Genomic DNA, 18,626 nt, shown 5'->3' with positions numbered 1-18,626 from the left:
TTCGACACTCTTTATCCGCCCCCGGTCTTCACTTTTAAATGGTTCAGGTCAGGCGACAACTATTCTGACACCGGGGGCAACATTTGCGCTATTACTCTATTTTTAGTTGTAGATATTTGAGAAAGATAACCAAAATGCTTTAGCATCAATTGATTTATCTCATTTCTAGATGAAAAATCACGTTGCCATTCATCTGTTATCTTCTCAACAACATGATTGAAAAAATCAACATCAAGCAATGAGTTAAAATCATGCACTGGTAGCACCAAGGGGGCACAGAGACGGTTCGTAATTTCATGCAGGATAGCTGACTTGTCAATAGGCTGATATAGTCCGATGTCATTGGCGGGAACAGACCTAGCTCCCAATATTTTGGCACCATCACTACAGTTAGCACAATGTACATCTTTATTGATGGCTAATACACCTTCAATAATATATCTCGAAGTATCGTACATCGCATTACTTATGACAATACCCCCAAAATTACCCTCACATTGCCGTTCATTGTCGCTACACACCAACTCAGTCAAGATTTTGGCATTTATTTCATTATTATAATATGCACTAGACTTAGCGTGATGGTGATTTTTATCTTTATAACCGTTATCTAAACCAAACAGATATAGATTTTTAAATCCAAGTTGGATAGGTGCATGAACCCCTATATTTCCAACAAAGGGATTAACTGCCTGCCAAGCGGAAAAATCTTTGACGACAGAGAAATATGTCTGACACATCATCACACCTGGTTCATTGCTCTTGAACGCAAGAACCGTTTCTTTGAACAGGGTTGCACAATCTGGATGAACGACATCAGTGCTCAAAAACAAAATATCCTGTAAGTATTCAGGATCATCCAGATTAACCATGAAATCATAGATTGATTTGGTACGTTCAATTTGAACTTCTATATCAGGCTTGATCCCATGCTTATGCAAAGCAGATATCGCACTGCCGCAAGATATCAATATAGCACGATCTTTATTCGCTTTAATAATGGGTAGTGAATCATCTAGCGATGGGCCGCTGCCAATGATAAATACAGGAACTCTTTGGTGTTTTTGCGAAATTTTCTTATTTTTCTTAAAAAATGGCACGCCACGTTCAATATTACGCATAGAATGGGACAGTGCGATCAGGCTATCATCAAAAAAACCCCACCCCATCGCTAACAGATAATATTGCTGCTGTATCGTTTTCATCAGTCTTTTTACTTCATCGTTCTGATAGCCCCACATAATGAAAGAGTTTGCAACCAAAAAAGCACCTCGACAACTAACTGCCGATGAAAAATCTCTGACAATATTTTGTTCATCCTGCCCTAACAGAATGTGCAACCCCAGGTTCTCCTGATACAAATAAGCCAGCAGTGGAGCCCAATCGAAGCAGAACAATGATGCGTAAAATAAATCCAAGTCTGGCTCAAACAAGAACAATGTGCTAACTTTGCAACGCTCATAAAGATAACCAAGGTGATAACCCAAACCGACCCCAAAGATCAATGCGCAGGGGACTTGATCTGGTACTTTAACGAGGTGTTCTGCTTGTGATGATATTTCATCCTTATAAATATTAAGATTGTTAAGGTGCTCAACATGAATAGAACCCATTGGGTTCGCTTCCTGACGGAAGGCAAATTTTGACAATACCCCCTTATCCATGAATTCAGCCACAAGTGTCTCACAGATAAGATAGGGGTCAGCCCCATAAACAACGACGTCATCATCAAGCCATTTAAGGTTTGGTTGACCATTTTCATTACAAAAAAACTTGAACGGACGGCTTGGGCAATAATTCTCATACATATCAGCGATGTGTGGAATATATTGACGAAAGGCCTCAATATTCTGAGTAAAACGAAGCGGTAATGCTACCATCATAGCAGCTTCTTGCTCTGCTTGTTGTTGAAGTCTTCGCATTTCCTGTTCAGCTTTTAATAGCATCGCATCAATATTGACCGACATCAGAACTCCTTGCTATTCAGGTTATAGGCCTGTCCAGCCTTGTTGCCTTTCCCGACTTGAACCAGCTTCTTAAAAACAATATTATGATAACTAATAGTTAATGCTTGTAGCGTTTCTTCTTGAATAGACAGCTTTGCAGCGAATTCTGCCACCACCTGCCGTTGCAGCTGACACTCTTTGGCTAGTTGCGCCAGCTGATCTATTAAGGCCAATCGATTATCCATGCACTGTATAGCCTCATCATATTTCTGCTGTTGCAATAGGCCCTCTATCAAGTGGAAATTATCCTGTAATGCCTCATTGAGGGAGATAAGAGTAACTTTCACAATTCACCCAACTTTTGTCGCATCTGATAGCCACGCTGCTTTTCGGCTTCCGGCAACTGATCCCAAGCAGATTTGATCGTCACCATTAGAGCCATAACCTCGTCAAGGGGTGTGACATCTCGCGCCAAACTAGCATCCCAAATCCGCTCATCCATATATGCATAGAGACTGTACAAATCTTCAGCAATTGCGCCCTGACTTGTATCAAGTGCATCCTGTAATCCATGTAATAACCCTTGAGCTTTAGAGACTGCAATAGACTTTGCTTCCATATCACCACGTTCTATCGCCCCTTTAGATTGTGCCAATCGCTCTAAAAAGCCCTGCATCATGAGTTGAATAACGCGATGAGGATCTGCGACAGCAAGGTCAGCTGCGATACTGGTTGCTTTATATGCTTTTAGATTTCGCTGGTACATCGCCTGCGCCTCGTAATATAAATTTATTTCTGGTTATTAATCTGTAATGATTGCAGTGCTGACGCTGAGTGATTCATTTTAACCAACAAGGCATCCAGGCTGCCATATTGAGCTCGTAGTGAAGCTTCGTATTTAACCAATTGAGCATTAGATGTAGCCTGCTTCTGGTTCAAGCTGCGCAAATCAGCATTCAAAATATCTGTACGCTGATCCAACACACCGCTAGACTTGGAATACTCTTTTAAACCTGCATTCAAAGTTGCGGCAATACCCTTTTCTCCACCAAAAAGTCCAACGACTTGGTCAAAGTTTTTATCCACAGCTTCGTCGAATTTCGTTTTATCAAGAGACAACTTCCCCTTGTTGTCCATTTTAATTCCAACTTCGAAGATGGTTGAATAAGTAGTACTTGTCCCTGCTTTATTTGTTACTGTATTAGCCATAAAACTACTAATGGTTCGTGTACTGGCATCACCAGCAAGTGCACCACCATCATCTTGTCTAACTCCACCAACAATACTATTACGCTTACCCAACGCATCCATTTTATCTTGCAGAGCGTTATAACCATCAATAAACTGCTTGACCATATCCTGAATGGCAGTTTTATCAGTTGTTATTGCAACTTTATTGGGCTTCAGTGTAGTGCCATCACTCTCTTTATCAGATACTCGTAGAATCGTTAATTTCAAATCCTGAATAGAATCGTCAAACACATTGGTATCACTTTTAAGTGTATTGCCATCAATAGTAATTTCGGCACTGCTAGCCGCTTGCTTTTGGCTCATCGCCGAACCAGCAGCACCTGTAGAAAATATATCCAGTTCAGAATTATTACCAGTGATAACCAAATCTTTACCATCTCCAGATATACCGGAGTCAATAACAAACTTTGCCTTACCGTCTGCCGTATTGACGATGTTTGCACTAAGACCGAAGTTATCACCATTGCTATTGATACTTTTGCGAATGTCTTGCAAGGTATCCCCTGCTTTGACATCAACCTTGAACTCCTTGTCGCCAGCTTTTAAAGTCAACTGGCCATCTTGAGTGACAAGTGGAGTGGTCGAGCTGCTAAATTCACCTTCGACACGGCTAGTTGTAGCCAATTTATTGACAGTGATATTGTACTGGCCATTAGACCCCCCACTTTTACTCTCCACCTTCATCACTGGATTATCTTTATCCTGGGTGATCGTTACGGCTCGCTTGTTGAAAGCACCGGGTTTGCTCAAGGTATCGAGAATGTCAGTAAATGCTGTGAGGGACGATTTCAGCTGACCTATACCAGATATGCTGATCTGGGTGCTGTTTTGCTTGGTCAAAATGGGTTTCTGTAGCTGGGCTTTCTTAGCAGCCACGCTAGCAGAAATCACACTCTCAAGATCAAGTCCAGAGCCAGCCCCGGCAGAAGTAATGGCCATGCTATCATCTCCTCATTTATTGATTTAAATCTCACTATCTAGCAGCAAGCCCAGTTTCGGGTTAGCCCCCGCATCCCCCTGACGCAGTGCTAGGATTCGCTTGTGAATTGCGATCAGCTCTTCACTCGGAATTTGCCGTATAACAGATCGGGTGTCAGAGTCAACCACCTTGATCACTACCTGCCCCAGGTCTTGCTCCATGCTGAAATTAACAGTCCAGCCTTGTTGCAAGCCAAAATCCTGCAAATTTTGTACCTGTTTTTCAATCTCTGCTTGGCTTTGTACCTGCCGGAGATCACTTTTTGCCACATCCTGATTTTTCCGCAGTGCAATACCAGGTTCTTCCATTAAACCAGAAAGCAGTTGAGCGGCCACTTGGCCGCTCTTGTCACTTAGCTGTAAGGAAGCACCATTGGCAGATGACAGATTACCGAGTTCAGTTGTCATCTTATCTCTCCCATTTCAATCAGCCACAGTCCATCGTTAGCCAAGCAGAGATAGAGCCGACTGAGGACGTTGATTGGCTTGTGCTAATACACTTGAGGCCGCTTGCTGCAAAATGTTCTGCTTGGTCATATTGGCGGTCTCGGTGGCAAAGTCCGCATCGCGAATACGCGAGCGGGCAGCAGACACGTTCTCCGAGATATTGGCCTGGTTGCGAATGGTCGAATCCAACCGATTCTGCACTGCACCCAGCTCGGCACGCTTACTATCGACCACCCCCAGCATGGCATCTGCTGCGGCCAACACCTTTTGTGCCTCACTCTGGCTACCGATATTGATGCCACCAGAACCACCACCAGTAAAAATAGTGCTAATGCCAACAGCTGTCGTCACACTACCAGTCGAGCCGCTGATGACATCGATCGTGGTTCCCGCAGCGACAGAAATTCCAGAAATACTGAAACCATCGGTCTGAGAGAGGCTAAAACCGATAGTCTGATTTGCATCCGCCCCAACCTGGAAAGATCCACCAAAAGAACCGTCGAGCAGCTTGGTACCTGCAAAGGTGGTATCTTTCGAAATTCGGTTGATTTCAGAACCGAGCTGGTCAACTTCTTTTTGCAGAGCAGCACGATCCTTATCTGAGTTGGAACCGTTGGCAGATTGCTGAGCTAGAGTGCGCATCCGTTGCAGCATGCCGGTCACCTCATCCATAGCGCCTTCCGCTGTTTGCGCCAACGAGATGCCATCGTTGGCGTTGCGGTTACCTTGATCCAGACCGTTGATTTGTGAAGTCAAACGGTTGGATATTTGCAAGCCAGCCGCATCATCTTTGGCGCTGTTGATACGCAAGCCAGATGCCAAGCGAGTATACGAAGTATCCAAAGACTTGCTGGTATTCATCAGGTTACGCTGGGCGTTCAGTGATGACGTATTGGTGTTGATATACATAGCCATAATAATTTCTCCCGAAGAACATGCGACTGCGGGTTGCGTCGCCTAAACGACGTCCCACCGTTAGAAGAGCAGGTTGAACAGGCCTCTCTCTTCTGGCGGGTGGTTGTTTGAACGAACAGGCCACCCGCAGTAGTGCAAACGTTGGATTCCGAACACCCCTCGATTGCTTCACTTTATGTAACGGCCGCAAGACGACAAGCTTTAGGAAAATCCTTGCCGAAAGCGGCAATTTTTATCCGGCAAGCGGCAAATGACAACGTTCAAAGGAGACACCACATTATGCCCGGTTGGCATAGTGGTGTATTCGCAGGGCAAGATAATCTTGGCACGTTTTGTGCTGAGTCAAGAAGGAGTGACGTCAATTTGACGACACAATAAAAAGAGGCCGGTAAACCGGCCTAAAGTTGAGCATATGCTCAGGAGAATATGACCAAGGGTGACAGAACTGAACATCTGGACACCCCTTGGCATTACTAGTAGAGAATGTATTCTCACCCGATAGAACAGAGTGCTAACCCGAACACCCCTTTGTTCCATCTCTTGACCAGGGCGGCCTGAACAACCGCCCTGTTTTCTTTTGTTAGCCCTGCAACAGTTGGAGCGCGGCCTGCGGGCGCTGGTTGGCTTGCGACAGAACGCTAGATGCAGCCTGCTGCAAAATGTTCTGCTTGGTCATATTGGCGGTCTCGGTGGCAAAGTCCGCATCGCGAATACGCGAGCGGGCTGCTGATACGTTCTCCGAGATATTGGCCTGGTTGCGAATGGTCGAATCCAACCGATTCTGCACTGCACCCAGCTCGGCACGCTTACTATCGACCACCCCCAGCATGGCATCTGCTGCGGCCAACACCTTTTGTGCCTCACTCTGGCTACCGATATTGATACCACCAGAACCGCCACCAGTAAAAATAGTGCTAATGCCAACAGCTGTCGTCACACTACCAGTCGAGCCGCTGATTACATCGATCGTGGTTCCCGCAGCGACAGAAATTCCAGAAATACTGAAACCATCGGTCTGAGAGAGGCTAAAACCGATAGTCTGGTTTGCATCAGCCCCAACCTGGAAAGATCCACCAAAGCTCCCATCTAACAGTTTGGTGCCAGCAAACGTTGTCGCACTGGAGATGCGGTTGATCTCTGCGCCCAGCTGATCCACCTCTTTTTGCAACGCTTCACGATCCTTGGTAGAGTTGGAACCGTTTGCTGATTGTTGAGACAGCGTACGAATGCGCTGCAGCATACCGGTCACTTCATCCATCGCCCCTTCGGCAGTTTGTGCCAGAGAGATACCATCGTTGGCATTACGGTTACCTTGATCCAGTCCGTTAATCTGAGAGGTCAGACGGTTGGAGATTTGCAGGCCCGCGGCATCATCTTTGGCGCTGTTGATACGCAGGCCAGATGCCAAACGAGTATAAGATGTATCAAGTGATTTGGTCGAGTTTGTCATATTACGCTGAGCGTTGAGTGACGAAACGTTAGTATTGATATACATGGCCATAACTATTCTCCTAAGCTATTAAATTTACTATCTAATTTGCTCGAACTTTATTGTCTTTCCTGTTCGATGCGTCTTATTTAACGGCCTCTTTTTCGATGTCTTTAGCATTATTTTCAACGCTTCATCGCATTAACGCCGCTTACCCTATTTATCGGCATGTTCTCGTTGAACTTGAGGAAAAAAATGCCCTGTTCTTCTCGCTAAGTGCATGAGGCAAACAACAGAGGACGATGGATGAGGCTGCGTGAGCCTTGCCGGCCATCTGGTACCGCTCAGATACCATGACGACGACCGGCATCATCACCGCCCGCAAAAACTTGGTCTGGCTCCCACTTCTTGCAGGCAGCCATTGGTCAGACGCCGCAATCCCCCCTAAAATCGCGACCCCATCAACAATTGGACGTGAGTTGTTCTCCATGCAGACACTGGTTGAGCAGATTGTTTACATCAGCGACATGTTTGGTACTGCGGTATTCGCGTTTTCGGGGGTTTTGGTGGCGGGTCGTCTCAGGATGGACGGTTTTGGCGTCATGGTATTGGCGGCAGTCACCGCCATCGGGGGCGGAACCATCCGCGACATGATCCTGGGGGCCACCCCCGTCTTCTGGGTACGCGACCCGCTCTACATCTGGGTGGTGATAGCAACGGCACTCATCGGGATGTGGATGGTCAAGCTGCCCCGCCGCATGCCCTGGTACGTGCTGCCGGTCGCCGACGCCTTCGGGCTGGCACTCTTTACCGTGATCGGGGCACAAAAAGCCCTCAACTTTGGCACATCGGGGCTGATTGCCGTATTGATGGGCACCATGACAGGGGTGGCCGGCGGCATGATCAGGGACGTGCTGGCCCGGGAAGTGCCCATGGTCTTGCAAAAAGAGATCTATGCCACCGCCTGCATCCTGGGGGGGATCCTCTATACCCTGGCGCTGGAGATAAACGTGGATCGGGTGACCGCCATGCTCATCTGCATGACGGCGGTATTCGGTCTGCGAGTGGCGGCCATCTATTGGCATCTGTCACTGCCCACCTTCTCCCTGCAGCGCAATTGATGTCGTGGCCAGGGGGCGAGTCGCACTCCTGGCCAGGTTGCGTTGAACCAAGCAGGCTTTTCTGTTGTCATAAGGTCCAGTGTTGTAAGCCGGAATCCCTCATGCAAAAACTTGGACTCATCACATCACTGCTATTGATGAATGTGGCAACGGCGCAGGCCGAAGCGCAGGTACTGTTTGGACGGCTCGCTTCCACCCCGGTGCAGCAGTTCAACCAGCAGATCCGACAGGCAAGCACTGCCCAGCAGAGTTGGGTCAATGACTATCGTGAAGTGGCATTGCGTTTTGTCGGCCACAGCGACATCCCCAGTCGCATCCAGGCACAACAGCTGGACAACGACCTGGTGCTCTCGGTTGCCCTCGACGGCACCAAGAGCGACATGATCTACATCCTGACCCTGTTTCGCAGCAACAACCTGTGGCAGATGCGCCAGGCGGAGATGGGGTGGCGCTGTCAGGGGCAATCCACTTTTATCCCGTTGCCCTGCCCTTAACGAAAATCATCTCCCCCGAGTGAAATAAAAAAATCCGGCTCATTGGCCGGATTTTTTTATGCATGCTTGAACGTCACATTACGGGCGGTACACCTTGACGTTGGCAAAGCCCTTCTCTTTCAGATAGAGGGCCTGCAGCTTGCTCATAACACCGCGATCGCAGTAGAGCAGGTAGGTCTTCTCCTTGGGCAGATCGCCAAAGGCGGTGGCCAGTTTGAAGAAAGGAATATGCAGCACTTCACGCCCTTCCACAACCAGCGGCTTGTCGTCATGCTCGTCCATGGAACGGATATCGAGGATCACTTCGTTGTCACCGCTTTCTGCGGTGGTCTCAACTTCCTGCACCTCGGCAGCAGTCTCTTCACCGATACGACGGATATCGAGGTAACGGGCCTCGGCCACGACCTTGTCCAGAATGGCGAAGTCGAAGTTGCCCTCTTCCTCTTCAATGCGCGCTAGATCGGCCTTCACGGTCGGCTTTTTGGAGATGACGCCACAGTACTCCGGCATGGTTTCAGCGAACTCCAGGGTGCCGATGCGGCGGGCTTCACTGATGATGTCCGGCTTGTCCCAAGTGATGAGCGGACGCAGGATCACCTTGTCAGTCACCCGGTCGATAACGTTCAGGTTGGTCAGGGTCTGGCTGGAGACCTGGCCCACACACTCGCCGGTCACCAGCGCCGGGATCTGGAACTCGTCAGCCACTTTGGCGGCAGCGCGCATCATCATGCGCTTGAGTACCACGCCCATCTGGCCGTTGTCGATCTTCTCGAGGATCTCGGCCACCACCGGCTCGAAGTCCACCGCGGTGAAACGCACCCGGTGGGAAGAGCCGAAGCGGTTCCACAGGTGATAGGCCACCTGCTTGACACCGATCTCGTGAGCGGCGCCACCCAGATTGAAGAAGCAGTAGTGCACCCGGCAGCCGCGCTTGATGAACTGGAAGGAGGCCACACCGGAGTCAAAGCCGCCGGAGATGAGGCTCAGCACATCTTCCTGGGTAGCGATGGGCATGCCGCTCAGGCCCTGATGGATGGCGCTGACGATGAAGAGCTCTTCGCCGTCGATCTCGAGGTTGATCTTCACATCCGGGTTCTTGAGGCGCACGCCGTTGCTCACGCAGTGCTGGTTCAGGCCACCGCCCACGTAGCGCTCCACTTCGAGGGAGGAGAACTCGTGCTTGCCGTGGCGCTTGGCGCGCACGCAGAAGGTTTTCCCCTCAAGCTGGTCACCCCACACGGCTTTCACCTGCTCGAAGATGTCGTGCAGGTCGGTAAACTTGCTGGCCTGCACCTCGAGGAAGGCCTGAATGCCGGGAATGCAGGCCAGGGCTTCGATGGCCTGTTCACGGAACTGGTCATTGCGGGAGCTCACGATCAGCTTGTCCCAATCCATCCGTACCCGGGCATCGTCGTCGAAGCGGCGCAGGACATTGCGGATATTGCCCTGCAGGATCTTGATGAAACGCTGGCGAACCGACTTGCTCTTGATGGTGATTTCCGGAAACAGCTTGATAATGAACTTCATGGTAATGACTCGGGTGACCTTGATTTAAGGGCGCGAATTATATCAGAACTTTGTGGCCAGCGCCTACTGGATGAGCGTTTGCTCACATTCCCCCACGCAATGTTTGCCGCACCGAGGCAATCTTGCGTATATTCCCGAACCTGCGTCCCGGCAACATTCCTGACCACAGACCCATTCGATGAAGACCTATATCTACTACCCCGGCATGGAAGTGCGCGACGAGCTGTGGCTCAAGTTTGCCCTGCTCTATCTGGAGCGGCTCGCCTTCGTCTTCACCGTCAGTGAGAAGAGCGGCCTCACCGCCCTGCTGCAGACGCTCGAACAGGAGACGGACCTGCTGGCCGAGCGGCCGGATGCCACCTTCTTCGCCGCCATCACTCCCCAGCTGGAGAGCCAGCTGAGCAGCCTGCTCGCCCCCGACTTCGTGCGTCACAAGGTGTTTGGCAACAAGGAGCTGATCGGTCGCTGGCGCACGCCGGCCAATCACGACTGCTTCTGCCCGGCCCAGGCGGGGCTGGAGCGGCTGCACGGCTTTTGCTTGGCGCACGGTTTTGCCAGCCAGGAAGAGGGCGGGTTCAGGATGGCGCGCCGCTTTGCCAACCTGCTCTCCATGCGGCTCGCCCGCGAGTGGGCACTCGCCAATGAGGGGGCCCTCATCACCGATCACGACTATCTGGACCGGCTGCTGCACCTGCTTGAATCCCGCTATCACAACCGCGGTGGTCAGGATTGCTTCCACCTCGAAATCCCGCTGCAAGTACCCACTCACTTGGCCGACATCCCGTTTGCAGAGTTGATCGCCCTGCGCAGTCGCAGCGGCTTTCGCCAGCAGCTGGCCGAGTTTAATCAGGCGCTTGATGCCCTGCTCGCCATGCTGGGCAGCGGCTACGCCGAGCCCGCCGTGCTGACCCGCTTCGAGCAGGCCCAGCAGGGGCTCAACCAGCTGCTGGGGCCACAGACCCAGAGTCTGCCGCTCACTACCCTGGTGAGTACCGGCCTGCCTGCCATGGCGATGATCCATCGCCTCAAGGCGAGCCATCCAGACAGCAACCTGGTGTTTCACTCCATCAAGAAGAGCCACTTCCACCAGCGCAAGAGTCAGCACTTCTTTACCCGCTTGGGGCAGGTCAAGCCCTGACTCCGCGGTGCCCTGTCGGGAAATCGACAATCAGCTGACGGCATCGGAGCCATACCCCGATGTCGTCAATATTCTGACACTCCAATTAGGCACAGCCTCTCCCCTCAGGAGGGATTTTCCAGCTGAAACTCGATGCGATCGCTGTTGCCCGCCTCGTCCACCACCACCAGCTGATAACGACCCGCCACGCTCAGCACCTGATCCCCGTCCCAGCGCAGCCGCTGGCCGTTGAGAAACCAGGCTGGCTTGCCGACACCGCCGAGCACCTTGGGCTGCAACCGATAGCGCTGGCTGCGGATAAGATTACCCTCCCCCAGCGCCACGATGCGAATGGGGGCCTGCAGCTCGGCACTCTGCCCCTCCCCTGCACAACCGCTGGCCAGCAGCGCCTGCCGTCGCTCGCCGGGGGACCGCCACGGCTCCAGCGACAATGGCCAGAGCGCCCGAAAACCGGATTGCGCCGCATCGTGGCAACGGGTCAGAGTCGGCTTCCCCCCAGCAGTGAGTGCAACTTGACGCAGTGGCGAGGGCCAGTCCATGGGATCCGGCAAGGTGGGAGGATCACGCCCTTCCAGCAACCAGGCACTCTGGCGCTGCAAACAGGCCTCTGGCAAGGTCGCGCTGGCCTTGCGCCCCAGCGGCCAGCAAACTTCGGCCTCGCTCACCGTGTTGGGTTGTGCCGGCAGGGGGCTGTTGTCAGCCAACCGCGAGTAGACAGAGAGCAGCAGCGGCACCGCTGCACTCTGACCGTAAAAACCGGGCATGGGGGTACCGTCGGGGCGACCAAGCCATACGCCTATGGTCCAGCGACCGGAAACCCCCATCGCCCAGCTGTCGCGATAGCCATAGCTGGTGCCGGTCTTCCAGGCCAGTCGATTGACCCGGCCGGTCGCCTCGCTGGCAAAAGGCTGATCCGCCCGCCCCTGCGCGCTCAATATTTGCCAGATGATCCAGGCCGCTCCCGGGCTCAGCAAGGGACGCGACACCGCCTGCTGCCCCGCCAGCCAGACCGGCATGGCCACCTGCCCCTGCCGGGTCAGCGAGCTGTAGAGCGCCACCAGCTGTTCGAGCCGAATGCCCGCCGCCCCCAGCGCGATGGCAGGATTGGGTTTGTCGGAGAGCGCCAGCCGCACTCCGGCGTTGTCGAGGCGGCTGACCAGCTTGTCCGGCCCAAGCGCCTCCAGCACCTGCACCGCCGGCACGTTGAGGGATTGCTGCAGCGCCTGCGCAAGGGTCACCGGCCCCTGAAAGGCACCGGAAAAGTTGGCGGGGCGATACTCCGAGCCCAGCCTTGGCGCATCGGAGAGCAGGGAGGCCGAATGCACCAACCCTTCGTCCATGGCCAGACCGTAGATGAAGGGCTTGAGGGTGGAGCCGGGAGAGCGGATCGCCTGCACCATGTCGAGGTAACCGTGGCGACGCAAATTGCCATACTCGGCGCTGCCCACATAGGCGCGCACCGCCATGGTTTTGTTGTCTACCAGCAGCAGGGCAGCGGAGGTCTGCTCGGGAAAGCGCCGGATATAGCTCGCCACCCGCCCCTCCAACCAACGCTGCAGATCGCCGTCTATGGTGGTGTGCACCAGCGCCCCGGCCTGATTGTCGGCGGCAAGACGGGCAAACAGCGGCGCCTCCATCGGCGTGAAGTGGCCGCGAGCCAGCACCGGCTCGATACGCCCCTCCAGCCACACCTGTTCGGGCCAGACGCCTTGCGCTACCAGTCGCTGCATCACCTTATCACGGGCAGTGCGGGCCCGCTCGGGGTGGCGGTCCGGCCGGTTGCGGCTGGGAGCCTGCGGCAGCACCGCCAACAGTGCAGCCTCGGCATAGGTCAGCTTGGCGGCGCTCTTGCCAAGATAAGCAAAACTTGCTGCCTGCACCCCCTCCAGATTGCCGCCAAACGGCGCCCGGTTGAGGTAGACGGTGAGCAGGGTGCGCTTGTCATAGTGCCACTCCAGCTGCAGCGCGCGCGCCATCTGACGCAGCTTGCCGGGCACGCTCCTGCGGTAGGGCTCGATAAGACGCGCCACCTGCATGGTGAGGGTCGAGCCGCCCGACACGGCGCGCCCGTAACGCAGCCACTGCCAGACCCCGCGCACCATGGCCACCGGATTGACCCCGGGATGGCGCCAGAAGTAGCGATCCTCGTAACCCAGCAGCGCCTCGATATAGCGGGGGGAGACCTGCTCCAGGGTCACGGGGTAACGCCACACGCCGCTGGTATCGGCAAAGGCGCGCAGCGGTCGCCCCTTCATGTCGAGCACCACCCGTGCGTAGGCAGGGTCGAGCGGTGGCGGCGGGAAGAGTCTATCCAGCGCCAGCAATGACAGGAGCAGTGCTACAACGCCCAGCACCGAGAAACGCAGCCAGCGTGGCAGGCGACCAAGCCAGCGCCAGCAAGCGTGGCCACTGCGACCCAATTTCAGCCAACCACGCTGCCAGAAAGTGAGCGGGCGAACCCGCTCAAGGGAGGGAACATTACTCAGAGATGATCACCTCATGGATATCCTCACCCACGGCACGCAGCTCGGGGCGGTACATATCCTCCACCTGGGTCGGCGGCACCTGATAGCGACCCGGCGTCACCGCCCGCATCAGGTAGACCAGTTGCTGGTTGCTCCCCTCGCTCAGATCCAGCGCAGCCGTGTAGCGGTCATCGCGAAACTCCTGATGCTTGAGATAGTCGTTCCACTCGCTCTGCCACGCCGGTTTCCCCTCAATGGAGAGCTCTTCGAGCTTGATGCTGTTGCCAAGGGCCGGGTTCTCCAGCTCGAAGCCGGCGGGCACCATCTCCACCAGCAGGGCATCGGGCACCGCCGACTCACTGCTGACGTTGAGCCGCACCACCACCAGATCGCCCACCTTCACCTTGGCGGGATCAAACGGCTGACCGTCGCTATTGAACCAGCTACGGGTCACGCTCATCCCCTTGCTGATCCGTGCCGGAGCCTGTTCGGGGTAACCGACCAGAGTGCGCTGCACATAGAGCGAGCCCTTGCCCTCGTTGGTGACGGTGCTCGCCGCCAGCGCCTCGGGGGCACCCTGCCGCAGCGGAGCCGAACCGCTCAGGGATCCACTGCCAAGAGAGGAGGTCACCTTGGCCTGCCAGTCGACGGCAGGATCGAAGCGGGCGAGTCGCAGCAGGGCGAGCCGCTCCTGAGTGCTGAGCCACTGACGGTGAGCCAGGGTATCGGCCACCTTGGCACTGAGGGCCGGCCAGCGCTCCGCAGCCAGCTTGTGCTGGCGCAGCAAGGAGAGCTCGAGGGCCTGATCGCGCAGCGGCGAGCCGTAATCACCCAGATAGTCATCACCACGCTCGGTCGCCAATGCTTGGCTGAGGGCCTTGGCGGCGTTCTGCTCATCCCCCATGGCCGAGAGGGCCAGCGATAGGTGCAAAAGCGGCAAACCGGAGCGGGCGTGATCAGCCTGCTGCTCCCAGATAAGGCGCAGGGTAGCGAGCGGCGCCTTGCCCACCCGGGCCAACACATAGGCACTGTAAGCCTGATACGCAAGTCGGCTGTGCTCGGGGGCACTGCTCCAGCGCTCGCCATACTGGCTGTCGGTGAGATAGCTCTGCAGCCGGTTCAGTGCCTGATTGAGCATTGCCTCCGGCACTGCGTCGCCCGCCTCCTTGCGCGCCAGCAGGTAGTCGGCGGCATAGGCGGTGAGCCACTGCTCCTCGTCGGAGCGACCATCCCAGAGGCCAAAGCCGCCGCTGGGCAGTTGCAACCGCTGCAACCGTTGCAGCAGGGCGCGTTGCACATCCGCCTCACTCGCCGCTTTCTTGCCCTCTGCGGGTTTGCTCCAGGCGGCCCGCTCATCCGCCGTGGTCAGCAAGTAAGGCCAGGCACGGGACAGGGTCTGCTCCAGACAGGCGTAGGGGTAGTCGGCCAGCGCCTGCCACTGGGCTGCCGGATCCCAGGGGGGAGTACCGGAGAGGCTGAGCAGCCCCTGCAGATTGGCGCGATCCAGCCCGGCCAGCTCTGCTGGCGCAAAGCTCATCTGCTGACCGGGGGCCAGCATCTGGTAACGTTGGCGAGTCTCGGCCGGCCAGGGGGAACGCAGCGGCAAATACCAGTCGCGGCTGATGGCAAAATCCTTGCCGCTGGCCGCCAACTGCAGGCTCGCCACACCGCTCGCCCCGGTCACGGTGAGCGGCAGGGTCAACCACTGCTCTTCGCCATTTTTAAGGGAAAGGTTGCCGGGCAGCTCGCCATTTGCCTTGAGCCCGCCATTGAGGGTCCAGGCAAGGGAGAGGGTCTGATCCTCGCCGCTCATGTTGCGTAGCTGCACCAGCGCCCGAGTCTCATCCCCTCTGGCGCCAAAGCGCGGCCAGCCGATCTCTGCCACCAGCGGCGCCACTACCTTGACGGCACGCTCGGCCTCACCGACTTGCTGTTCGTTCCAGGCCAGCGCCATCAGTGCCAGCTCGCCGTTGAAGTTGGGCAGATCCAGCGGGATCACCGCCTTGCCGCTCTCATCAAAACTCACCTCGCCACTCCACAGCGCGGCGATCTCGACCCGGCTCTCAAGCGCGCCGCCCTTTTTCAGCGGCGCCCGGTCCCCCCCGTAGTTGAGGCGGGCCAGCTTGCCATCTTGCGGCGGGATCACCTGGCCGTAGTTGTCGAACAAATCTTGGGCGAAGCGCTTGCGACCAAAGAAGATCTCGAACGGGTCGAGCGGCTGGTAGTCGCTGATATTGAGCACGCCCCGATCCACCGCCGCCAGCACCACCCGCCCCTGACTGTTGGGGGTGGAGGTGGCGATCACTTCCAGTCGGGTGAGCGGCACCGCTTTATCAGGCGCGCTCAGGGTGAGCGGCAGACGGCGCGCTTCCCGATCCAGGGTGAGCGGCACCAGACCGACCGAGCGCAGGCTCTGCCCCTGCTGCTTGCCGACCGGTTTGGAGGCACTGTCTGGCGCGGCGATCTGGGCCGAGATATGCAGGTCATGACGCAGCCACTCGGGACTGACCGGGATCTCGAACTCACCGCGGGCATCCTTGGCATCGCCACCGGCCCCCTTGAGCTCGATGCGCTGCCACCAGCGCAGGCCGTCGCCATCTTCCACCATCAGCAACCCTTTGCCGGGGCGCGGGGCCACCAGGGTCACTTTGGCCTTCTCCCCGGCCTGATAGGCGCGCTTGTCGAGGGTGATGGCAATCTTGTCGGGCCGAGCCTGCTCGCCACCGCCGCCCCAGGCGTAACTGCCTATCTCCACCCGCAGGCTGGATTGATGGCCCTGACTGTTCTCCACTTCCAATCGATACCAGCCCGCCGCCAGTTGCAGCGTGAGCGGGGTCGGCCCCTTGTCATCCAGCTGCAGGGTCTGCTCCTGTTCCAGATAGGGCTGGCTGTTGAACTCGTACTTCCACCCCTCCCCATCGGCGTAGTGCCAGTAGTAGTCACGGTACTCGTTGATGAGGCGCACCTTCACCGCCCCCGCCACCGGCTGACCTTGCTCATCGAGGTTGAGGATCTGGAAGGGGAGCGGCTTGCCCCCCTCTACCCGCTCCGCCACAAAATCGGCCTTGAGCGCCGGCCACTGGCTGCCCGCGGGCCAGCCATACTGGGTGCGGCTGCGATTGACGGCGCGGCCACCGGGCTCGGAAAGGGAGACCCGATAGGCCACCTCCAGCGGCCCGAGACCGCGTACCCCATCGAGCTCATCAGCTAACGAAAAAGTCCCCTGCCCCTGCGCATTGAGGGTGAGATTCAGCGGCTCGAGATCCTTGGCCTGCTCGGCGAGCAGCACGTCACCCAGAGTGAACTCCTGCCACTGGGTAAAGGGCATGGTGGCGCGGCTTAACTTCACCTCTGCCTTGGCCTTGGTGGCGCTCGCCGGGGCGCCATAGAGATAGTCCCCTTGCAGCGGTAGAGTTAGGACGGCGTCCAGATCAGTCACTTCCCCATCCGGCCCCTTGCCAAGCTGCAGTTTCAGCCGCTCCGGCAGAAACTCCTCCACCAGGAAAGGCCACTCGAAGCGGCTACCGGCGGCGGTCTTGAGGTTGATGGTCCAGCGCCCGAGCGGCGCATCGTCCGGTAGACGCAGGCCGTAGTGGGCGGCGCCCAAATTGTCCGGCAACAGCCGTTTCTGTTCGAGCAGCTGACCATCCGGCTGTTTCACCTCCAGCTCCACCGCCATGCCCGGCAGCAGCTGACCATCCTGCCCCTTGAGCAGGATCTCGCTGTCGAGCCGCTCGCCGGGGCGATAGAGATCGCGCCCGCTGAACAGATAGAGCTGCTGGGCCTGCCAGGGCTGGGTGCCGAGATCGAAGGTGGAGAGATCGAGCGCCGCCCCATCGAGGCGCAGCACCGCCAGATGCTTGCCCTGTTCGGCCAGCAGCAGGCGAGCCCCCTGCACCTGATCGAAGCGGCGATGGCCCTGCGGATCCGTGGTTTGCACCTGCAGCCGGTTGCCCTTCTCGTCGAGCAGGGAGAGTTGCACATCCTTGAGCGGGTCGGCGCTGGCCAGGGAGCTCACGAACACCTCCAGCTGATCGCGATAACGACGGGCACTGAGCCCCATGTCGCTCACCGCAAAATAGGTGGTCTCCTTGCGCCAGTCGTAGTTGCCAAGGGGCGACATCACCGCAAAGTAGACGCCAGCCTCGGCCAGCTGCGGCTCCTTCACATTGATAAGGCGGGTCTCGCGCCGGTTGGCATCGAGCTCCAGCCCGTAGCGGCCGCTGAACACCCGCTGGGCCCGCTTGGTGATCTGTTCAAGCTCCCAGTTGCCCATCCCGGAACCGGGGCGATACTCCGCCAGGAAACGGGGCAGGTATTCGGCATCGACCCGGAAGAAGTCGATATTGACCTCATCCACATTGACCGCGCTGATGGGCAGGCGCAGCTCGTCGCGCAGCGGCAATACCATGCCGCTGGCGGTAAAGGAGGCTCCCGCCTCCAGCGGCCGGGTCTTGAGGGTCCAGCGCTGTGGGGATGGGCCCAGCCCCGCCTTGAGGCTCACCTCATAGCTTTTATCGGGCTGTACGTTAGGGAAATAGAGGGTGCGGCCATCGTCGGCGAGGATCCACTCCCCCTGCACCTGCTTGCCCTCTTCACTGACCGAAAGCCAGCTCTGCCAGTTTGCCTTGGGCGCCAAGGGGCCGGAGAAGACCAGCGCCAGCGCCGGGGCATCGCGATATTGACGGGCATTGGCTTGTACGACTGAACTCGGCGCACCGGCCTCCTGCTGGGCATCAGTTTGCGTGGTCGGCGTATTGGCCACAGGCTTGTCGGGGCCACAGCCGCTCAGCAGCAGCGCCGTGAATCCCGCCAGCAGCAGGCTCGGCCAGCGGCGCCTGGGGACGGGCTCCTGTTGCGGTGAGGAACAAGAGAAGCGAGGGTGAGAGTCGACGCGGCGCATAAATGTCATCCC

At 56.3% G+C, this 18,626-nt stretch carries 13 protein-coding genes; 3 read left to right on the top strand and 10 right to left on the bottom strand.

Annotated elements, in window-relative coordinates; genetic code table 11:
* Positions 1-59 precede the first annotated feature (59 nt).
* The 7 genes from OKC29_RS07680 to OKC29_RS07650 form a co-directional block, all read right to left on the bottom strand.
* Positions 60-1,967 carry a motility associated factor glycosyltransferase family protein gene (locus OKC29_RS07680; RefSeq protein WP_270669156.1) on the bottom strand — a complete coding sequence of 636 codons (1,908 nt, stop codon included), beginning with the start codon at positions 1,965-1,967 and terminating at the stop codon, positions 60-62.
* On the bottom strand, positions 1,967-2,293 hold the full coding sequence (locus OKC29_RS07675; RefSeq protein ID WP_224480281.1) for a hypothetical protein: 327 nt from the start codon (positions 2,291-2,293) through the stop codon (positions 1,967-1,969). The genes OKC29_RS07680 and OKC29_RS07675 overlap by 1 nt, the downstream gene beginning before the upstream one ends.
* Positions 2,290-2,712 (bottom strand): flagellar export chaperone FliS, encoded by a 423-nt coding sequence (gene fliS, locus OKC29_RS07670; protein WP_073349736.1) that lies wholly within the window; start codon positions 2,710-2,712, stop codon positions 2,290-2,292. Before fliS ends, OKC29_RS07675 begins: the two co-directional genes overlap by 4 nt.
* A gap of 23 nt (positions 2,713-2,735) precedes the next feature.
* Positions 2,736-4,136, bottom strand: coding sequence for a flagellar filament capping protein FliD (gene fliD / locus OKC29_RS07665; RefSeq protein ID WP_073349734.1), 1,401 nt, complete (start codon positions 4,134-4,136; stop codon positions 2,736-2,738).
* A 24-nt stretch (positions 4,137-4,160) separates the two neighbouring features.
* Positions 4,161-4,583: a flagellar protein FlaG gene (locus tag OKC29_RS07660; RefSeq protein WP_073349732.1), complete on the bottom strand. Its 423-nt coding sequence runs from the start codon at positions 4,581-4,583 to the stop codon at positions 4,161-4,163.
* A 36-nt stretch (positions 4,584-4,619) separates the two neighbouring features.
* The gene (locus OKC29_RS07655) at positions 4,620-5,537 is read right to left on the bottom strand and encodes a flagellin N-terminal helical domain-containing protein (protein WP_073349730.1); all 918 of its coding nucleotides are present in this window, start codon (positions 5,535-5,537) and stop codon (positions 4,620-4,622) included.
* A 580-nt stretch (positions 5,538-6,117) separates the two neighbouring features.
* Positions 6,118-7,038 (bottom strand): flagellin N-terminal helical domain-containing protein, encoded by a 921-nt coding sequence (locus tag OKC29_RS07650; protein WP_073349729.1) that lies wholly within the window; start codon positions 7,036-7,038, stop codon positions 6,118-6,120.
* A 416-nt stretch (positions 7,039-7,454) separates the two neighbouring features.
* Between OKC29_RS07650 and OKC29_RS07645 the strand changes: the two genes are divergently transcribed.
* On the top strand, positions 7,455-8,087 hold the full coding sequence (locus tag OKC29_RS07645; RefSeq protein WP_011705587.1) for a trimeric intracellular cation channel family protein: 633 nt from the start codon (positions 7,455-7,457) through the stop codon (positions 8,085-8,087).
* 101 nt (positions 8,088-8,188) lie between these two features.
* Positions 8,189-8,581, top strand: a complete 393-nt coding sequence (locus OKC29_RS07640; RefSeq protein ID WP_073349725.1) for a hypothetical protein — start codon at positions 8,189-8,191, stop codon at positions 8,579-8,581.
* A gap of 78 nt (positions 8,582-8,659) precedes the next feature.
* On the opposite strand, the gene thiI is transcribed toward OKC29_RS07640, so the two are convergent.
* Positions 8,660-10,108 carry a tRNA uracil 4-sulfurtransferase ThiI gene (gene thiI / locus OKC29_RS07635; protein WP_073349723.1) on the bottom strand — a complete coding sequence of 483 codons (1,449 nt, stop codon included), beginning with the start codon at positions 10,106-10,108 and terminating at the stop codon, positions 8,660-8,662.
* A 178-nt stretch (positions 10,109-10,286) separates the two neighbouring features.
* Here thiI and OKC29_RS07630 point away from each other — a divergent pair, with 178 nt between their 5' ends.
* Positions 10,287-11,246 carry a hypothetical protein gene (locus OKC29_RS07630; RefSeq protein ID WP_101148830.1) on the top strand — a complete coding sequence of 320 codons (960 nt, stop codon included), beginning with the start codon at positions 10,287-10,289 and terminating at the stop codon, positions 11,244-11,246.
* Between the two features lie 104 nt (positions 11,247-11,350).
* Here OKC29_RS07630 and pbpC read toward each other — a convergent pair whose 3' ends face one another.
* Positions 11,351-13,672, bottom strand: coding sequence for a penicillin-binding protein 1C (gene pbpC / locus OKC29_RS07625; protein WP_232091009.1), 2,322 nt, complete (start codon positions 13,670-13,672; stop codon positions 11,351-11,353).
* Positions 13,673-13,724: 52 nt separating this feature from the next.
* Positions 13,725-18,614, bottom strand: coding sequence for an alpha-2-macroglobulin family protein (locus OKC29_RS07620; protein WP_408786778.1), 4,890 nt, complete (start codon positions 18,612-18,614; stop codon positions 13,725-13,727).
* Between the last annotated feature and the right edge of the window lie 12 nt (positions 18,615-18,626).

The sequence above is a fragment of the Aeromonas sp. QDB34 genome (assembly GCF_027705405.1).
Lineage (GTDB): Bacteria > Pseudomonadota > Gammaproteobacteria > Enterobacterales > Aeromonadaceae > Aeromonas > Aeromonas hydrophila.
Note: the sequence above shows the minus strand (reverse complement) of the source record. Positions and strands in the feature narration are given on the sequence as shown.

Bases quoted from the DNA above. Each gene is read 5' to 3' on its own strand.
- OKC29_RS07680 (WP_270669156.1), bottom strand. From the start codon at position 1,967: ATGTCGGTCAATATTGATGCGATGCTATTAAAAGCTGAACAGGAAATG.
- fliS (WP_073349736.1), bottom strand. From the start codon at position 2,712: ATGTACCAGCGAAATCTAAAAGCATATAAAGCAACCAGTATCGCAGCT.
- fliD (WP_073349734.1), bottom strand. From the start codon at position 4,136: ATGGCCATTACTTCTGCCGGGGCTGGCTCTGGACTTGATCTTGAGAGT.
- OKC29_RS07660 (WP_073349732.1), bottom strand. From the start codon at position 4,583: ATGACAACTGAACTCGGTAATCTGTCATCTGCCAATGGTGCTTCCTTA.
- OKC29_RS07655 (WP_073349730.1), bottom strand. From the start codon at position 5,537: ATGGCTATGTATATCAACACCAATACGTCATCACTGAACGCCCAGCGT.
- OKC29_RS07650 (WP_073349729.1), bottom strand. From the start codon at position 7,038: ATGGCCATGTATATCAATACTAACGTTTCGTCACTCAACGCTCAGCGT.
- OKC29_RS07645 (WP_011705587.1), top strand. From the start codon at position 7,455: ATGCAGACACTGGTTGAGCAGATTGTTTACATCAGCGACATGTTTGGT.
- OKC29_RS07640 (WP_073349725.1), top strand. From the start codon at position 8,189: ATGCAAAAACTTGGACTCATCACATCACTGCTATTGATGAATGTGGCA.
- thiI (WP_073349723.1), bottom strand. From the start codon at position 10,108: ATGAAGTTCATTATCAAGCTGTTTCCGGAAATCACCATCAAGAGCAAG.
- OKC29_RS07630 (WP_101148830.1), top strand. From the start codon at position 10,287: ATGAAGACCTATATCTACTACCCCGGCATGGAAGTGCGCGACGAGCTG.
- OKC29_RS07620 (WP_408786778.1), bottom strand. From the start codon at position 18,614: ATGCGCCGCGTCGACTCTCACCCTCGCTTCTCTTGTTCCTCACCGCAA.